Origin of the sequence: Massilia sp. UYP11 (genome assembly GCF_050434805.1) — a bacterium.
Lineage (GTDB): Bacteria > Pseudomonadota > Gammaproteobacteria > Burkholderiales > Burkholderiaceae_D > Telluria.
The window spans coordinates 44631-60605 of the sequence record NZ_JBNDJE010000012.1 but is presented as its reverse complement, the minus strand read 5'-3'; the positions used below and the strand labels follow the sequence as shown (position 1 = coordinate 60605).

Annotated in this window: 13 protein-coding genes; 4 read left to right on the top strand and 9 right to left on the bottom strand. The window is 66.1% G+C overall.

Going from position 1 to position 15975, the window contains the following annotated elements; genetic code table 11:
* Positions 1 to 11 precede the first annotated feature (11 nt).
* Positions 12 to 398: a hypothetical protein gene (locus tag ABIB38_RS16320; protein ID WP_429205384.1), complete on the bottom strand. Its 387-nt coding sequence runs from the start codon at positions 396 to 398 to the stop codon at positions 12 to 14.
* Between the two features lie 82 nt (positions 399 to 480).
* Positions 481 to 2112: a tetratricopeptide repeat protein gene (locus ABIB38_RS16315; protein ID WP_429205382.1), complete on the bottom strand. Its 1632-nt coding sequence runs from the start codon at positions 2110 to 2112 to the stop codon at positions 481 to 483.
* A 213-nt stretch (positions 2113 to 2325) separates the two neighbouring features.
* Between ABIB38_RS16315 and purL the strand changes: the two genes are divergently transcribed.
* Positions 2326 to 6345: a phosphoribosylformylglycinamidine synthase gene (purL, locus tag ABIB38_RS16310; protein WP_429205381.1), complete on the top strand. Its 4020-nt coding sequence runs from the start codon at positions 2326 to 2328 to the stop codon at positions 6343 to 6345.
* A 118-nt stretch (positions 6346 to 6463) separates the two neighbouring features.
* On the opposite strand, the gene ABIB38_RS16305 is transcribed toward purL, so the two are convergent.
* The 7 genes from ABIB38_RS16305 to ABIB38_RS16275 form a co-directional block, all read right to left on the bottom strand.
* Positions 6464 to 6910: a GNAT family N-acetyltransferase gene (locus ABIB38_RS16305; protein WP_429205379.1), complete on the bottom strand. Its 447-nt coding sequence runs from the start codon at positions 6908 to 6910 to the stop codon at positions 6464 to 6466.
* A gap of 64 nt (positions 6911 to 6974) precedes the next feature.
* Complete coding sequence (locus ABIB38_RS16300) at positions 6975 to 7751, bottom strand: peptidylprolyl isomerase (RefSeq protein ID WP_429205378.1); 777 nt, start codon at positions 7749 to 7751, stop codon at positions 6975 to 6977.
* Positions 7752 to 7833: 82 nt separating this feature from the next.
* On the bottom strand, positions 7834 to 8613 hold the full coding sequence (locus ABIB38_RS16295; RefSeq protein ID WP_429205377.1) for a peptidylprolyl isomerase: 780 nt from the start codon (positions 8611 to 8613) through the stop codon (positions 7834 to 7836).
* Between the two features lie 106 nt (positions 8614 to 8719).
* Positions 8720 to 9001, bottom strand: a complete 282-nt coding sequence (locus tag ABIB38_RS16290; RefSeq protein ID WP_429205376.1) for a BolA family protein — start codon at positions 8999 to 9001, stop codon at positions 8720 to 8722.
* Positions 8998 to 9633, bottom strand: coding sequence for a septation protein A (locus tag ABIB38_RS16285; RefSeq protein ID WP_429205374.1), 636 nt, complete (start codon positions 9631 to 9633; stop codon positions 8998 to 9000). The genes ABIB38_RS16290 and ABIB38_RS16285 overlap by 4 nt, the downstream gene beginning before the upstream one ends.
* 10 nt (positions 9634 to 9643) lie before the next feature.
* Complete coding sequence (msrB, locus tag ABIB38_RS16280; protein ID WP_429205372.1) at positions 9644 to 10039, bottom strand: peptide-methionine (R)-S-oxide reductase MsrB; 396 nt, start codon at positions 10037 to 10039, stop codon at positions 9644 to 9646.
* A gap of 51 nt (positions 10040 to 10090) precedes the next feature.
* The gene (locus tag ABIB38_RS16275) at positions 10091 to 11554 is read right to left on the bottom strand and encodes a protein adenylyltransferase SelO (protein ID WP_429205499.1); all 1464 of its coding nucleotides are present in this window, start codon (positions 11552 to 11554) and stop codon (positions 10091 to 10093) included.
* Positions 11555 to 11769: 215 nt separating this feature from the next.
* Here ABIB38_RS16275 and ABIB38_RS16270 point away from each other — a divergent pair, with 215 nt between their 5' ends.
* The 3 genes from ABIB38_RS16270 to ABIB38_RS16260 all read left to right on the top strand — a co-directional run bounded on the left by ABIB38_RS16270 (position 11770) and on the right by ABIB38_RS16260 (position 15913).
* Positions 11770 to 13422: a 3-(methylthio)propionyl-CoA ligase gene (locus ABIB38_RS16270; protein WP_429205371.1), complete on the top strand. Its 1653-nt coding sequence runs from the start codon at positions 11770 to 11772 to the stop codon at positions 13420 to 13422.
* A gap of 112 nt (positions 13423 to 13534) precedes the next feature.
* The gene (locus ABIB38_RS16265; RefSeq protein WP_429205369.1) at positions 13535 to 13732 is read left to right on the top strand and encodes a YqaE/Pmp3 family membrane protein; all 198 of its coding nucleotides are present in this window, start codon (positions 13535 to 13537) and stop codon (positions 13730 to 13732) included.
* 90 nt (positions 13733 to 13822) lie between these two features.
* Positions 13823 to 15913, top strand: a complete 2091-nt coding sequence (locus ABIB38_RS16260; protein ID WP_429205367.1) for a 3-hydroxyacyl-CoA dehydrogenase NAD-binding domain-containing protein — start codon at positions 13823 to 13825, stop codon at positions 15911 to 15913.
* Positions 15914 to 15975: the final 62 nt, after the last annotated feature.

Here is a 15975-nt window from a genome sequence, read left to right as displayed (position 1 = left end):
GCCCGATCCGCTCAGCGGTGCGGGTGACCGCGTCCGCGTCCGGGCCCACCGTGATGGCGCCCGCCATGTCCGCCATGGTGGCCGCGCCACTGGTGCCCGCCGTGACCGCGGCCCCAGCCGTGGTGGCGACCGTGCCCATGGTGGCGCGGGCCGCGGTCGTAGTACGAGAATCCCAGGCCGAGTGTTACCGGCGGATAGACGTAGGCAGGCCTGCCGTAGGGATACGCGCCGTAGTATGAGCTGGACGGATAGGCCGGATAGCTGGAATAGCCGGCAGCGGGAGCGTAAGCGGTGTCATAGCCGGCGTAGGGCGGCGCATACACGCAGCCGCCCAGGCCGCATGCGAGTAATAGCGAAAAAGTCAGGCGTTTCGCCGCGCCTTTGATCTGCAGGTTCATGGCAGACCCTCATCGGGAACGATGATCCATTCTAGCCCTGCGCCAAAAGTGCACGACGCGGGATTTGTAAGGAATTGCTACGCTACGCCGTCGCGATACCGTACTTGCGGCGCGCCGCCTGGTATTCATCCGCCAGCGCCGCCAGCCGCGGATGCTGCGCATCCTGCGCTTGTATCGCCTCGAGCAGGTTCGCCGCGGTGTGGCCCAGCGGGTGGTCCCACCCCAGCTCGTTCACCTGGCGCAGGATGCCGCCGGCGGTGGCCACCATCACCTGCAGATTGTGCGGCGCGATGTGCAGCGCCTCGAGCAGGGTCTGCACCGCGCCGCGCACGTCGCCCATATTGCGCTTCTCGTCGGCCACGCCCAGCAGGATCTGCGCCTGCGCCCGCAGTTGCTGGCCCATCCCCTCGACCATGTCGGTGCGGCCGGCATTGACGAACACGTGCATCGCCTGGTCGACCGAGACGCCGCTGCCGGTGTCGTTCATCACCGTGAGCATGACGTTTGAGGCCTGTTCGTCCAGCTGGTGATCCAGGCAAGCCTTGGCCAGGTCCATCCGCAGGCCAGGGGAGGTCGCGCCACCGGCGCGCAGCGCCGTCACCGCCGCCTGCAGCTCGGCCACTGCGGCGCCGGCGTTGCCGCTCTTGTCGAGCACGAGCGAGTTGGCGTAGGCGCGGCAGGCGTCCGCCGCCGGATTGCCGCGCATCGAGCGCTCCAGGTCGCGCAGCACGCCGGTGGCGCCGGACAGGTCGTCGCGCGTCACCAGCGCCTTGACCAGGTTGACGTGGTCTTCGGGATTGCGAAACTCGGAGTAGCGGGCCTTGGCCACCACCTGGCGGAACGATTTTTCGGCGCCGTCGACGTCGCCCGCCGCGAGCGCCACTTCGCCGAGCTTGCGCAGGCGCCGCACCACGTGCGGCGAAATCGCCACCGCGTCTTCGAGCACCTTCTTGGCCAGCTCAGGCTCGTTGCTCGCCTCCAGGCAGCGCGCCAGCAAGTCGTAGCCGGCCATCAGGCGCGGATGGGCGACCAGCAGTTCTTCGAGGACGGTGCGGGCGTCGTCGACCTGGTCGAGCGCGAACAGGGCGCGCGCCATACCCAGCGCAGCCCAGCCGACGGGGCGCTCGGCCAGCATCTCGCGGTAGACTCCGGCGGCCTCGTGGTGTTCGTTCAGGCTCGTGTGCAGTTCGGCGCGGATGCGCGCGAAGTCGGCGGCGTAGCGCGGTTGGGCGCCAGCGCCGTCGCGGCAGGCGGCGATCGCCTCGCTCAGCTTGCCCTGGGCCGCCAACTGCCAGGCCGGGAGCAGGGCGGCGCGCCGGTCCAGCGCGCGCTGGATGCGTCCGCTGAGCATGTCCACGGTGAAAGGCTTGAGGACGTAGTCGGTCGGCGTCAGCTCGGCCGCGCTCACCACCTTGTCGTGGATGCCCTCGGAGGTGAGCATGATGAAGATCGTCGAGGCCGAGATCAGGCGGTGGTGACGCAGGTCTTCCAGCAGTTGCTGGCCGTCCTGGCCTTCGCCGCTGCCGCCGGCCAGGTCGTATTCGCACAGGATGACGTCGTAGGGGCGCCGCTGCAGCTGGCGGATGGCCGTGTTGGCGTTGATCGCGTACTCGACCTTGTTGATCCCCGTCAGATTCAGCATGTTCTGCAGGCTGGTGCGCATGCCGGGGTTGGGGTCGACCACCAGTACCGCCAGGTTTCCGTTTTCTTGCATCGTCGCTCTCGTCTGTGCCGCTCGGTGCGCCACCGGGTGGGGGGCACATTGGAATATTGTCTACCGTAAAGATACCGGCAACTTTCAATCCGATCAAGGAATCTGCAGCGCCGCGTTGTCAGCCGGTCGCTGCCCTGAGCATAGAGCAAGGCTGTATAATAGCGGGCTATCTTCCACCCTAGCAGCCACGCTGCATCAACGACTGTCCAAGCCATGTTGATTCTGCCGGGTTCCAATGCCCTGTCCGCCTTCCGTAGCCAACGCCTCCTGAGCCAACTGCAAGCCGTCGCCCCGTCGATCGCCGCCGTCCAGGGACGCTTCTACCACTTCATCGACACCAGCGCACCGCTGTCCACTGACGACACGCAACGCCTGTCGGCCATGCTCACCTATGGCGAGCCGGCTGCCGAAACGCTGTACGAGGGCGTGACCGAGGAGTTCTTCGTCATTCCGCGCCTGGGCACGATTTCGCCCTGGGCCTCGAAGGCGACCGACATCGCCCACAACTGCGGCATGGCCCACGTGCACCGCATCGAACGCGGCGTCGGCTACACGGTGGTCCTCAAGAGCGGCATCCTGGGCAGCAGCATCGGCGCCGCCAAGAAGCTGAGCGGCGAAGAACTGGAAGCCGTCAGCGCGCTGCTGCACGACCGCATGACCGAATCGGTGCTGCGCAGCGCCGACGACGCCCAGCACCTGTTCAACGAACTCGAAGGCAAGCCGCTGGAAAGCATCGACGTGCTGGGACTGGGGCGCGAGGCGCTGGTACGCGCCAACACGGAACTGGGCCTGGCGATGTCGGAAGACGAAGTCGACTACCTGCACGAGGCGTTTACCCGCGCCCAGCGCAACCCGACTGACGTCGAGCTCATGATGTTCGCCCAGGCGAACAGCGAGCACTGCCGCCACAAGATCTTCAACGCCGACTGGATCATCGACGGCGTGAAGCAGGATAAATCGCTGTTCGGCATGATCAAGAACACGCACGAACTGAACCCGCGCGGCACCGTGGTGGCCTATAGCGACAACTCGTCGATCATCGAAGGCGCCACCGTCACCCGCTTCTTCCCGCGCGACGGCCAGGAATACGGCGCGTCGACCGAGCTGGTGCACACCCTGATGAAGGTCGAGACCCACAACCACCCGACCGCGATTTCGCCGTTCCCGGGCGCCTCGACCGGCGCCGGCGGCGAGATCCGCGACGAGGGCGCGACCGGCCGCGGCGCCAAGCCAAAGGCCGGCCTGACCGGCTTCACGGTGTCGAACCTGCTGATCCCTGGCGCCCGCCGTCCGTGGGAAAACGCCTCCGACGTCACCGGCGGCGAGCGTTCGGAAGCCGTGTACGGCAAGCCCGAACGCATCGCTTCGCCGCTGCAGATCATGATCGAAGGACCGATCGGCGGCGCCGCCTTCAGCAACGAATTCGGCCGGCCGGTGCTGGGCGGCTACTTCCGCGCCTATGAGCAGAACGTCGGCGCCGCGAACGCGGTCTACGGCTACCACAAGCCGATCATGATCGCCGGCGGCATCGGCAGCATCTCGGCCCGCCACACCCACAAGGACGAGATCCCGGTCGGCAGCCTCCTGATCCAGCTGGGCGGCCCGGGCATGCGCATCGGCATGGGCGGCAGCGCCGCCTCGTCGATGGCGACCGGCACCAACACCGCCGACCTGGACTTCGATTCGGTCCAGCGCGGCAACCCGGAAATGGAACGCCGCGCCCAGGAAGTCATCAACGGCTGCTGGCAGCTGGGCGAGGACAACCCGATCATCTCGATCCACGACGTCGGCGCCGGCGGCCTGTCGAACGCCTTCCCGGAAATCGTCAACGACGCCAAGCGCGGCGCGATCTTTGACCTGCGCAAGGTGCCGCTGGAAGAGAGTGGGCTGGCGCCGAAGGAAATTTGGTCAAACGAGTCGCAAGAGCGATATGTGTTGGCAATTTCGCCAGAAAACATTATAAAATTTGCATCGCTGTGCGAGCGCGAGCGTTGCCCGTTCGCCGTGGTCGGCACCGCGACCGAAGAGCGCCAGTTGAAACTGATCGACCCGCAGGAATGCAACGCGCCGGTCGACATGCCGATGGACGTGCTGCTCGGCAAACCGCCGAAGATGCTGCGCGACGTCGCCCACGTCAAGCACGCCTTCCCGCCGGTGGACCTGACCGGCATCGAACTGCCGGAGGCGGCGCGCCGCGTGCTGCTCAACCCGGCCGTGGCCGACAAATCGTTCCTGATCACGATCGGCGACCGCAGCGTGGGCGCGACCAGCGTGCGCGACCAGATGGTTGGCCCGTGGCAGGTACCGGTCGCCGACTGCGCCGTGACCGCGATGGCCTTCGAAGGCTTCGTGGGCGAGGCGATGGCGATGGGCGAGCGCACCCCGCTGGCCGTGATCGACGCCGCCGCCTCGGGCCGCATGGCCGTGGGCGAGGCGATCACCAACATCGCCGCCGCCGCGATCGACGACATCTCGGACATCAAGCTGTCGGCCAACTGGATGGCGGCCTGCGGCCAGCCGGGCCAGGACGCCGCGCTGTTCGACACCGTCAAGGCGGTCGGCATGGAACTGTGCCCGGCGCTGGGCGTGTCGATCCCGGTGGGCAAGGATTCGCTGTCGATGCGCACCACCTGGAACGACGACGGCCAGAACAAGGCCGTGGTCTCGCCGGTGTCGCTGATCGTGTCCTCGTTCGCGCCGGTCGCCGACGTGCGCCGTTCGCTGACCCCGCAACTGCGGACGGACAGTGGCGAGACCGCCCTGATCCTGGTCGACCTGGGCCGCGGCAAGAACCGCCTGGGCGCCTCGATCCTGGCGCAAGTGACGCAGCAGCTGGGCGACTCGGTGCCGGACGTCGATTCGCCGCAAGACCTGAAAGCCTTCTTCGTCGCGATCCAGCAGCTGAACAAGGACGGCAAGCTGCTGGCCTATCACGACCGCTCGGACGGCGGCCTGTTCGCCACGCTCGCCGAGATGGCCTTCGCCGGCCGCACCGGCGTGTCGGTCAACCTCGACATCCTGACCATGGAAGGCGAGCACGCATCGGACTGGGGCGACGCCAAGAACTGGACCGGCCAGGTGGCCGAGCGCCGCAACGAGATGACGCTGCGCGCGCTGTTCAGTGAAGAGCTGGGCGCCGTGATCCAGGTGCGCGTCGAGGACAAGAGCGCGGTGATGAACGTGCTGCGCGACCAGGGCCTGGGCGCCTGCAGCCACATCATCGGTAAGCTCAACGACCGCGGCGCGGTCGAGTTCACCCGCGATGCGAAAGTGATCTACAACGAATCGCGCAGCAGCCTGCACCGCCTGTGGAGCGAGACCAGCTGGCGCATCGCGCGCCTGCGCGACAACCCGGCCTGCGCCGATGCGGAATACGACCGCCTGCTCGATGAGAGCGACCCGGGCATGCAGCCGAAGATCAGCTTCGACCTGCTCGACAACGTCGCCGCGCCGTTCATCGCGACCGGCGTGCGTCCGCGCGTGGCGATCCTGCGCGAGCAGGGCGTCAACTCGCACATCGAGACCGCGTGGGTGATGCACCAGGCCGGTTTTGCCGCGATCGACGTCCACATGAGCGACCTGATCGCCGGCCGCGCGAAACTGGACGACTTCCACGGCATCATCGCCGTCGGCGGCTTCTCGTACGGCGACGTGCTGGGCGCGGGCGAAGGCTGGGCCAAGACGATCCTGTTCAACCCGCAACTCTCCGAACAGTTCGCACGCTTCTTCCAGCGCCAGGACACCTTCGGCCTGGGTGTCTGCAACGGCTGCCAGATGATGAGCAACCTGAAGTCGATCATCCCGGGCGCGCTGGCATGGCCGAAGTTCACCCGCAACAAGTCGGAACAGTTCGAGGCGCGCTTCGGCATGGTCGAAGTGCTGGATTCGCCGTCGATCTTCTTCGCGGGCATGGCCGGCACCCAGGCGCCGATCGCCATCGCCCACGGCGAAGGCTTTGCCGACTTCTCGCTGACCGGCGACCTCTCCGCCGTCAACCAGGCGATGCGCTTCGTCGACAACCGCGGCCAGGCCACCGAAGTCTATCCGTTCAACCCGAACGGCTCGCCGGGCGGGCTGACTTCGGTCACGACCACTGACGGCCGCTTCAGCGTACTGATGCCGCACGCCGAGCGCGTGTTCCGCGCCGCCACGCATTCGTGGGCGCCGGAATCGTGGGGTGATGAGTCGCCGTGGATGCGCATGTTCCGCAATGCGCGCAAGTGGGTTGGCTGATCGGCTGACGTCGTTTGAAAAACGCCTCTTCGGAGGCGTTTTTTGTTGGCGCGTGATCGAGCGATCGAGGGGCAGCGGAGCGATCTCCAGCCCGCCTGCTCGCAAGTTGCGATCCTCGTTAGCTTGTGACGCTCGCCAGGTTCAGCGTATAGGTGATCTCGTCGCCCGAGTCGGCATGCCGCGTCCAGCCCTGGCGGGCGTAGAACCCCTCGGCCCGCGTGCCGGCTCCGGTCGACAGCGTGACCTGCGCATACCCGACCTCGAACAGCCAGGCGACCGCGAGCTGCAGCAGTCGTCTGGCGAGCCCCTGGCCTTCATGATCCGGATCGACGAACAGCGCCCAGATCGAGCCGTCGAGCTTGTTGGCGTAGCTGAACGCGACGGTGACGCCATCGACCTGCGCCACCCAGCCGCGGCCATCCTTTTCCAGGAAGTCTTCATACATCCGTGGCGTGACCCGCGCCGGGTCGCGCAGCCGGTTCTCAAGCACCGATAAACGGACGCGGGACATGTGCGGGATATCGGCGACGGTCGCACGGCGGAAGACGGGAACAGATGCGCTCATGTGGACTCCCACAAAAGAAAAAAGCGCCCCCGCGGGAGCGCTCTTCGAAACGGCTGAACAGCGATTACTGCACCTTGGCCTTCTTGACCAGGCTTTCGCGATACGCCGCCAGCTGACGCTGCTGCAGGCCTTCCGCGACTTGCTGCTTGACTTCTTCCAGCGGCGGGACCTTGGTCGCGCGCACGTCTTCCAGCTTGATGACGTGGAAGCCGAACTGCGATTTGACCGGGGTCTCGGTGATGGCGCCTTTTTGCAGGGCGGTCATGGCTTTCGAGAACTCAGGCACGTAGGTCGCTGGGCTTGCCCAGCCCAGGTCGCCGCCGTTCTGGGCGCTGCCGTCTTTCGACTGCTTGGCCAGCTCTTCGAACTTGGCGCCGCCTTTCAGCTTGGCGATGATGTCCTTGGCGGTGGCTTCGGAATCGACCAGGATGTGGCGGGCGTGGTATTCCTTGTCGCCGATCATGGCTTTCTGCTTGTCGTACTCGGCCTTGATCTCGGCATCCTTGACCGGGTTCTTCTTGACGTAGTCGGCCAGCATCGCATTGATGATGATGCTCTGGCGGGCATTGTCGATGGCGGACTTGACGTCGGCGCGGTTGCCGATGTTCTGCTTGTCGGCTTCCTGGATCAATACTTCGCGGCTGATCAGGTCTTTCTTGATCGCTTCGCGCAGATCAGGCGAATCGGTGGCGCGGCCCTGGGCGACGACTTGCTTGACCAGCTGGTCGACCCTCGCTTGCGGGATCGCCTTGCCATTGACGGTTGCAGCGTTTTGCGCGAGTGCAGGCAGGGCAACCAGTGCGGTCATGGCTAACAACAGGCGGGCTGGCTTCAAAATCATTGTTGAGATCCTATATAAACACGAAAAGTATCGCCGCAGGCGACGAAAGCCGGCGCAAGATCAGCGCCGACGACAGCACATCTTACTGCACCTTTGCCTTCTTGACCATTTGCTCCTGGTAGTCACGCAGCTTCTCCTGCGCCAGGGAATCGGCGATCTGCGGCTTGACTTCTTCCAGCGACGGCAGCTTGACCGGACGGGTATCGTCCAGCTTGATCACGTGGAAACCGGCGTTGGTCTTGACCGGCACGTCGGTGATCGCGCCTTTCTGCAGCTTGGTGAAGCCGGCCGAGAATTCCGGCGGCAGCGCGTTCGGGGTGACCCAGTCCAGGTCGCCGCCATTGTTGGCGGTGCCGGTGTCCTTCGAGGTCTTGGCCAGGTCTTCGAACTTGGCGCCGCCTTTCAGCTTGCCGATGGCCGCCTTGGCTTCGGCTTCGGTCGTGAACAGGATGTGACGCACGTGGTATTCCTTGTCGCCGGTCTGCGCCTTGAACTTGTCGTACTCGGCCTTGATCTGGGCGTCGCTCACCGGGTTCTTGGTGATGTATTCGCGGGCCAGGGCGTTGACGACGATCGACTGGCGGGCATTGTCCAGCGCTTCGCGCACTTCGGGCTTCTTGTCGTAGCCCTGCTTGACGGCTTCCTGCATCAGCACTTCGCGGGCGATCAGGTCGTTCTTGACGGCTTCGCGCAGCTGCGGCGAATCCTGGCCCTGGCCCTGGGCCACGACCTGCTTGACGACGGCATCGGCGCGCGCCGAAGGGATCGCCTTGCCGTTCACCACCGCGAGGTTCTGGGCGAAAGCGGGAGCCGATGCGACGGCGACAAGGGCTAACAGCAGGCGAGCTGGCTTAAAGGTCATGTGTGTTCCTGTAGCGGGGATAGTTGCTGGACGAAATTAGAAGTTTTCTTGTGACTAGCAGTGACAATTGTCGGGCACATTACTTAAAACTGCCTGAAGCCGACACTCAGGACAGCTCGGAAGGCGCGGTCGCGTTGATGGCGAGCGCGTGGATTTCCGCCTTGTTGATCATATCGTGAACGGCATCATACACAAGACGATGGCGCATGACCAGCTTGAGGCCTTCGAAGCAGGGCGACACGATTTTGACCGTGAAATGGCTGCCGCCGGAGGCCGCGCCGGCGTGGCCGGCGTGCAGGTGCGAGTCGTCGATGATCTCGAGGGACGCCGGGGCCAGCTCGGCCTCGAGGATGGCGCGCAGGCGTGCTTCGCGGTCGATAGTGGTCATGCTTCTTCCTCCTTGATGTATTTCGAAAGCATCATCATCTGGATCACGATGAATCCGAACATGATGCCGGTAAAGCCGAACAGCTTGAAGCTGACCCACGCGCTGGTGTCGTTACGGAAGACCACGAACGCCATCAACAAGTTCAACACGCCCATGCTGGCGAAGAACAGGACCCAGCTGTAGCCAAGCCGGTTCCATACCATGTCCGGCAGCTTGACATTGGCCTCCATCACGGAACGGATCAGGTTCTTCTTGTAGAACACCTGCGCCACCAGCAGGCCAACGGCGAAGGCCCAGTACAGGATGGTCGGCTTCCATTTGATAAACAGGTCGTCATGGAAATAAATCGTGGCGCCGCCGGCAACCAGGATCACGGCCATCGAGATCCACAGCATATTGTCGACCTTGTGACCGCGCACCAGCAGGTAACCGACCTGCACCGCGGTGGCGACGATCGCCACCGCGGTGGCCAGCAGGATCGCCGACTGCGCAGGCGGCACCGCGCCGCCTGCGACCAGCGCGCCCAGGTACTCGATGGCCATGCGATGCGCCCAGTCCTGGTTGCTGTCGCCGTACTTGTAGACGCCAAAGAACAGAATGACCGGGAATAGGTCGAACAGAAATTTCTTCAACGCGCCACCTTCAGATCGGTTCGAACCGCATAGCGGCCGAGTTGATGCAATAGCGCAGCCCGGTCGGCGGCGGGCCGTCGGGGAACACGTGGCCCAGGTGGGCGTCGCACACGCCGCAGATGACTTCGGTGCGCACCATGCCGTGGCTGCGGTCGACCTTCTCGATCACGTTCGCCGGGTCGAGCGCCTGGAAGTAGCTGGGCCAGCCGCAGCCCGAGTCGAACTTGGTGTCCGATTCGAACAGCGGGGTGTCGCAGCACACGCAGTGGTAGATGCCGTGTTCGTGGTGGTCCCAGTACTTGCCGGTGAAGGCGCGCTCGGTGGCGGCGTGGCGGGTCACCTGGTATTCCGTCGGATCGAGCTGGTCGCGCCACTCGGCGTCGGTCTTGGTCACTTTGTCGGTCATGATTCTCTTTCGTGGTTTGAGAGGCCAGGCCCAAATATGGCCCGGGCGGGCTCAGGACGAGCAGCTCACCTCGAGGTGAGTCGCCCAGTCCGGCGGCAGGGCCGCATAGGATTCGTTGCCGGGCTGCTCGTCGAACGGACGTTCCAGCACGGCCAGCAACTTGTGCACGCCACCAAAATCGCCGTTCTGGGCCTGTTCGATGGCGATTTGCGCCAGGTAGTTGCGCAGGATGTATTTTGGATTGACCTTGTGCATGGCGTCGCGCCTGGCCGCGTCGGCGCCGCCTTCCTGGCGCAGGCGGGCGCGGTAGTCGAGCGCCCAGGCGTCGAAGGCCGCGCGGTCGATGAACAGGTCGCGTAAAGGTTCGTCCAGGGCCGGCTCGTCGACCCGCAGCTCGCCCAGGCGGCGGAAGAACAGCGTGAAATCGGCGTGGTTGTCCTGCAGCAGCGTGAACGTATTGTCGAACAGCGCCGCGTCGCCGTCCCGGGTTTCCTTCAGGCCGAGCTTGGCATGCAGCAGGGTGTCGAGCTGGCGGCCGAATTCGGGACGGTAGACGGCGAGCGCTTGTTCGGCCACTTCCGGCTCGCCGATCAGCGGCAGCAGGGCGTTGCCCAGCGCATAACAGTTCCAGTGGCCGACCGGCACCTGGTTGGCATACGAGTAGCGGCCGCCCTGGTCGGTGTGGTTGCAGATGTGCTTGGCGTCAAACGCCTCCATGAAGCCGAACGGGCCGTAGTCGAGGGTCAGGCCCAGGATCGACATATTGTCGGTGTTCATCACGCCATGCATGAAGCCGACCGCCTGCCAGTGCGCGATCATGCGCGCGGTGCGGCGGGTGACTTCGGCCAGCAATTCCTTGTATGGGTTGGCGGCGCCCTGGAACTGCGGATAGAACTGGCGGATGACGTAGTCGGCCAGGGTTTTCAGCTGGGCCTCTGCCCCGCGCGAAGCCCAGTGCTCGAAGGAACCGAAGCGCACGAAGGTGGGCGCCATGCGCGTCACCACGGCAGTGCTTTCCATGGTCTCGCGCGCCACCTGCTGGGGCGAGCCGGTCACCACCAGCGCCCGCGTGGTCGGGATGCCGAGCGCGGCCATGGCTTCGGAACACAGGAATTCGCGGATCGACGAGCGCAGCACGGCGCGGCCGTCGCCCATGCGCGAATACGGCGTGCGGCCGGCGCCCTTGAGCTGGAGTTCCATCGGGCCGTCCGGCGTGCCGACCTCGCCGAGCGTGATCGCACGGCCGTCGCCCAGCTGCCCGGCCCAGACGCCGAACTGGTGGCCGGAATACACGGCGGACAGAGGTTGCGAACGCGCCGCGACCTTGTTGCCGGTAAACACCTCAACGAAATCGGGACGCGCGAGATCGGCCGCATCGAGCCCGATCAGGGCGGCGGCGGGGCCGCTCGCCGCGATGAAATGGGGCGAAGGCAGCGGCGTCGGCATGAGGCGCGTGTAAAACGCCGGCGGCAATTCGGCGAACGAATTGTTCAGTGGAAGTTCGTCGGCAATGATGGCAGTGTCCGTTGAAAAGTAAACAAAGTTGGCGCGATTTTACCGCACCCGACCGATTCTATTCGCGCACCGGTGCGATGTGGGCCGGCGTTACATCCGGTAACCGCCCATTGTCGATCGGGGTCAAGGCGTTGATGCGGTGCATCATCGAATCCGGTTGACGCGCGCCCGATACGAGCGCGACACTACCTTGTCATCCTTACCATGGAAACGCGATGCACGAACATGCAATGACGCCTTTGCCAGGCCAGATGATGGATCAGCCGCTGCTGATCTCGGGCATCCTCGAGTTCGCGGCACGCCATTACGGCGCCACCGAGATCGTCTCGCGCCGCGTCGAGGGCGACCTGCACCGGACCACCTACCGCGAGTGCGCTCGCCGCGCGCGCCAGCTGGCCAATGCCCTCGCGACATTGGGAGTGGGCATGGGCGAGCGCGTCGCGACCCTGGCCTGGAATGGCTATCGCCACCTGGAACTGTACTATGGCGTGTCCGGCTCGGGCGCGGTGCTGCACACGATCAATCCGCGCCTGCATCCCGAACAGATCGCCTACATCGTCAACCATGCCGACGACCGGGTCCTGTTCTTCGACCTCACCTTCTTGCCGGCGGTCGAGGCGATGGCGCGCGAATGCAAGACCGTCAAGGCGTACGTCGCCCTGTGCGGCCGCGAGCACATGCCGCCCGCCACCGCGATTCCCGGCCTGCTGTGCTATGAAGAGCTGATCGAGGCCGCCTCTGGCGACTACGACTGGCCGCAGTTCGACGAGCGTTCGGCGGCGACGCTGTGCTACACCTCGGGCACGACCGGCAACCCCAAAGGCGCGTTGTATTCGCACCGCTCGACCGTGCTGCACGCCTATGCGTCGGCGCTGCCGAACGCGCTCGCCATCGGGAGCGCCGACGTGGTGCTGCCGGTGGTGCCGATGTTCCACGTCAACGCCTGGGGCTTGCCGTACTCGGCGCCGCTGGTGGGCGCGAAGCTGGTGTTTCCGGGGCCGGCGCTGGACGGCAAGTCGCTGTACGACTTGTTCGAGGCCGAGGGCGTGACCTTCTCGGCCGGCGTGCCCACGGTCTGGCTGGGCTTGATCAACCACGTGCTGGAGGGCGGCTTGCGCTTCTCCACCTTCCGTCGCACCGTGATCGGCGGCTCGGCCTGTCCGCCGGCGATGATGGACGCCCTGATCGATCGCCTCGGCGTCCAGGTCGTGCACGCCTGGGGCATGACCGAGATGTCGCCGCTCGGCACCGCCTGCTCGCTGCAGTCGAAGCACGCGGCCATGCCGCAGGGCGCCCAGCGCGCCGTGCTGAGAAAGCAGGGCCATGCGATCTGCGGCGTCGACATGAAGATCGTCGACGACGACGGCGCCGAACTACCCTGGGATGGCGCGACCCCTGGCCACCTGCTGGTCAAGGGACCGTGGGTGGTGTCCGGCTATTTCCGCGGCGAGGGCGGCGACGTGCTGCAAGACGGCTGGTTCCCGACCGGCGACGTGGCCACCATCGACGCCGACGGCTACCTGGAGATCACCGACCGCAGCAAGGACGTGATCAAGTCGGGCGGCGAGTGGATCGGGACGATCGAGCTCGAGAACGTGGCGATGTCGCACCCGGCGGTGCTGCAGGCGGCCTGCATCGGCGTGCAGCATGCGAAGTGGGCCGAACGGCCGTTGATGGTGGTGGTGCGCCGGCCGGGCATGACGGTCACGCGCGAAGCGCTGCTGGCCTGGTTCGACGGCAAGGTCGCCAGGTGGTGGACGCCGGACGACGTGGTGTTCGCCGACAGCCTGCCGGTGGGTGGCACCGGCAAGATCCAGAAGAACAAGCTGCGCGAGGCGTATGCGGGGCACCGGCTGCCGGCGGCTTGATGCCGGCAGATCGGGGCGGCATGGGGTGCGGCGGCGTCAACAGCGCGCGGCGCGCGAGCGGGGGCAGGTAGACTGTTATCACTTTTGACAACTTTCGACCACAGGATTTTCCATGCGCCTCCTCATCGCCCTCATTCTTCCCTGGCTGACCTTCTTCACCATCGGGCGCCCAGTCGCCGGCATCATCTGCCTGCTCCTGCAAATCACGCTGATCGGCTGGCTGCCTGCGGCGATCTGGGCTGTCTACGCCCTCAGCCAGTACAAGACCGACCAGAAGATCGAGCGCGCGCGCCACCAGCGCGACGTGTGACCGGGGCGGCGCCCTAAATAGTACGTTCGTGCATTTTCTGCGGTATAGTGGACGGCTCAGCCAGCACCACCTCCAAGGAGCACGACAGACATGAGCGCCGACTACCAGGTCCACGGCAGCGTTGCCGTCATCACCCTGAACAATCCGCCGGTCAACGGCCTGGGGCTCGCCACGCGCAGCGCCGCCGTGCAGGGCGTGCAGGCGGCCGAGAGCGATCCGGCGGTGAAGGCGATCGTGCTCACGGGCGCCGGCAAGGCCTTTTCGGGCGGCGCCGACATCCGCGAGTTCAATTCTCCGAAAGCGCTCACCGAGCCGACCCTGCATTCGCTGATCCGGGCGGTCGAGGGCGCCGCCAAGCCCGTGGTGGCGGCGATCCACGGGGTGGCCATGGGCGGCGGGCTGGAGCTGGCGCTGGGTTGCCACTACCGCGTGGCGCTGCCGGGCGCCCAGATCGCGCTGCCCGAAGTCAAGCTGGGCCTGCTCCCGGGCGCCGGCGGCACCCAGCGCCTGCCGCGCCTGCTTGGCCTGGAACAGGCGCTGGACATGATCGTCGGCGGCAGAGCGATCCCGTCCGAGAAGCTCGCCGGTTCGCCGCTGTTCGACGAAGTCTTCCCCGCCGGCGCCGAGCTGCTGCCGGCCGCCATTGCCTTTGCCGAGAAGGTCGCCGCTGTGCGCCCGCTGCCGAAGGTGCGCGATCGCCAGGTGACGCATCCCGACGCGGCCGGCTTCCTGGCCAGCGCGCGGGCGCAGGTCGATGGCAGCGCCGGGCCGTTCCCGGCGCCGCGCGCCTGCGTCGAAGCGGTGGCGGCCTCGGTGGCGGCCGCCTCGTTCGAGGATGGCCTGCGCTTCGAGCGCGAATGCTTCATTCATCTGACCACGACGAGCGAATCGAAGGCGCTGCGCCATGCCTTCTTCGCCGAACGTTCGGCCGCCAAGGTGCCCGACCTGGCCGCCGACACGCCGCTACGCCGCATCGCGGCGGCGGCGGTCGTCGGCGCCGGCACCATGGGGCGCGGGATCGCCATGAGCTTCGCCAACGCCGGCATTCCGGTGACGCTGCTCGAGACGCGGCAGGACGCCCTCGACCATGGGCTGGCCGCGATCCGCACGGTGTACGAGAGCGGCGTGCGCAAGGGCAAGCTGGAAGCCGGACAGGTCGGCCAGCGCATGGCCCTGATCCAGGGCGCGCTGTCCTATGACGCCATCGCCCAGGCCGACATCGTGGTCGAGGCGGTGTTCGAAGACATGGAAGTCAAGGAGCGCGTGTTCCGCGCGCTGGACGAGACGATGAAGCCTGGCGCGATCCTGGCCACCAATACCTCGACGCTCGACGTCGACCGGATCGCCGCATTCACCGGGCGAGCGCAGGACGTGATCGGCCTGCATTTCTTCAGCCCGGCCCACGTGATGAAGCTGCTCGAGATCGTGCCCGGCGCGCACACCGGCATGGACGTGCTGGCCACCGCGCTGGCGCTGTCGAAAAAGCTGAAAAAGACCGGCGTGGTGTCGGGCGTGTGCGATGGCTTCATCGGCAACCGCATGCTGGAGCAGTACCTGCGCCAGGCCATGTTCCTGCTGGAAGAAGGCGCGCTGCCGGAACAGGTCGACCGCGCGATCGAGGCGTTCGGCTTCGCCATGGGCCCGTTCCGCATGAGCGACCTGGCGGGCAACGACATCGGCTGGCAGATCCGCAAGCGGCGCGCGCTGGAGTCGCCGGGCTTTTCCTGGTCGAAGCTGCCCGACCTGCTGTGCGAACAGGGACGGTTCGGGCAGAAGACCGGGGCCGGCTGGTACGACTATCGCGCGGGCGAGCGCACGGCGCTGCCGTCGCAGACGGTCAACGACATGGTCGTGCGCCATGCGGCCGACATCGGCGTGGCGCGGCGCGAGGTCGCGGACGAGGAGATCGTCGAGCGCCTGGTGTATGCGCTGGTGAACGAAGGCGCGAAGATCGTGGAGGAGGGCATTGCGCTGCGCGCATCCGACGTCGACATGGTGTACCTGAGCGGGTACGGTTTCCCGTTGCACCGGGGCGGGCCGATGCATTACGCGGACAGCGTGGGTTTGCCCAAGGTGCTGGAGGCGGTCGAAGGGTTTGCCCGCGCGCGCCAGGGCGAGGCGTGGCAGCCGGCGCCGCTGCTGGTACGCCTGGCGGCGCTGGGACGGGGTTTTAACGGGTAAACAACGTTCGGGATGCGGCCGGTTCAAAAAAATGCCGCTGGGGAGCCAGCGGCATTGTTCGT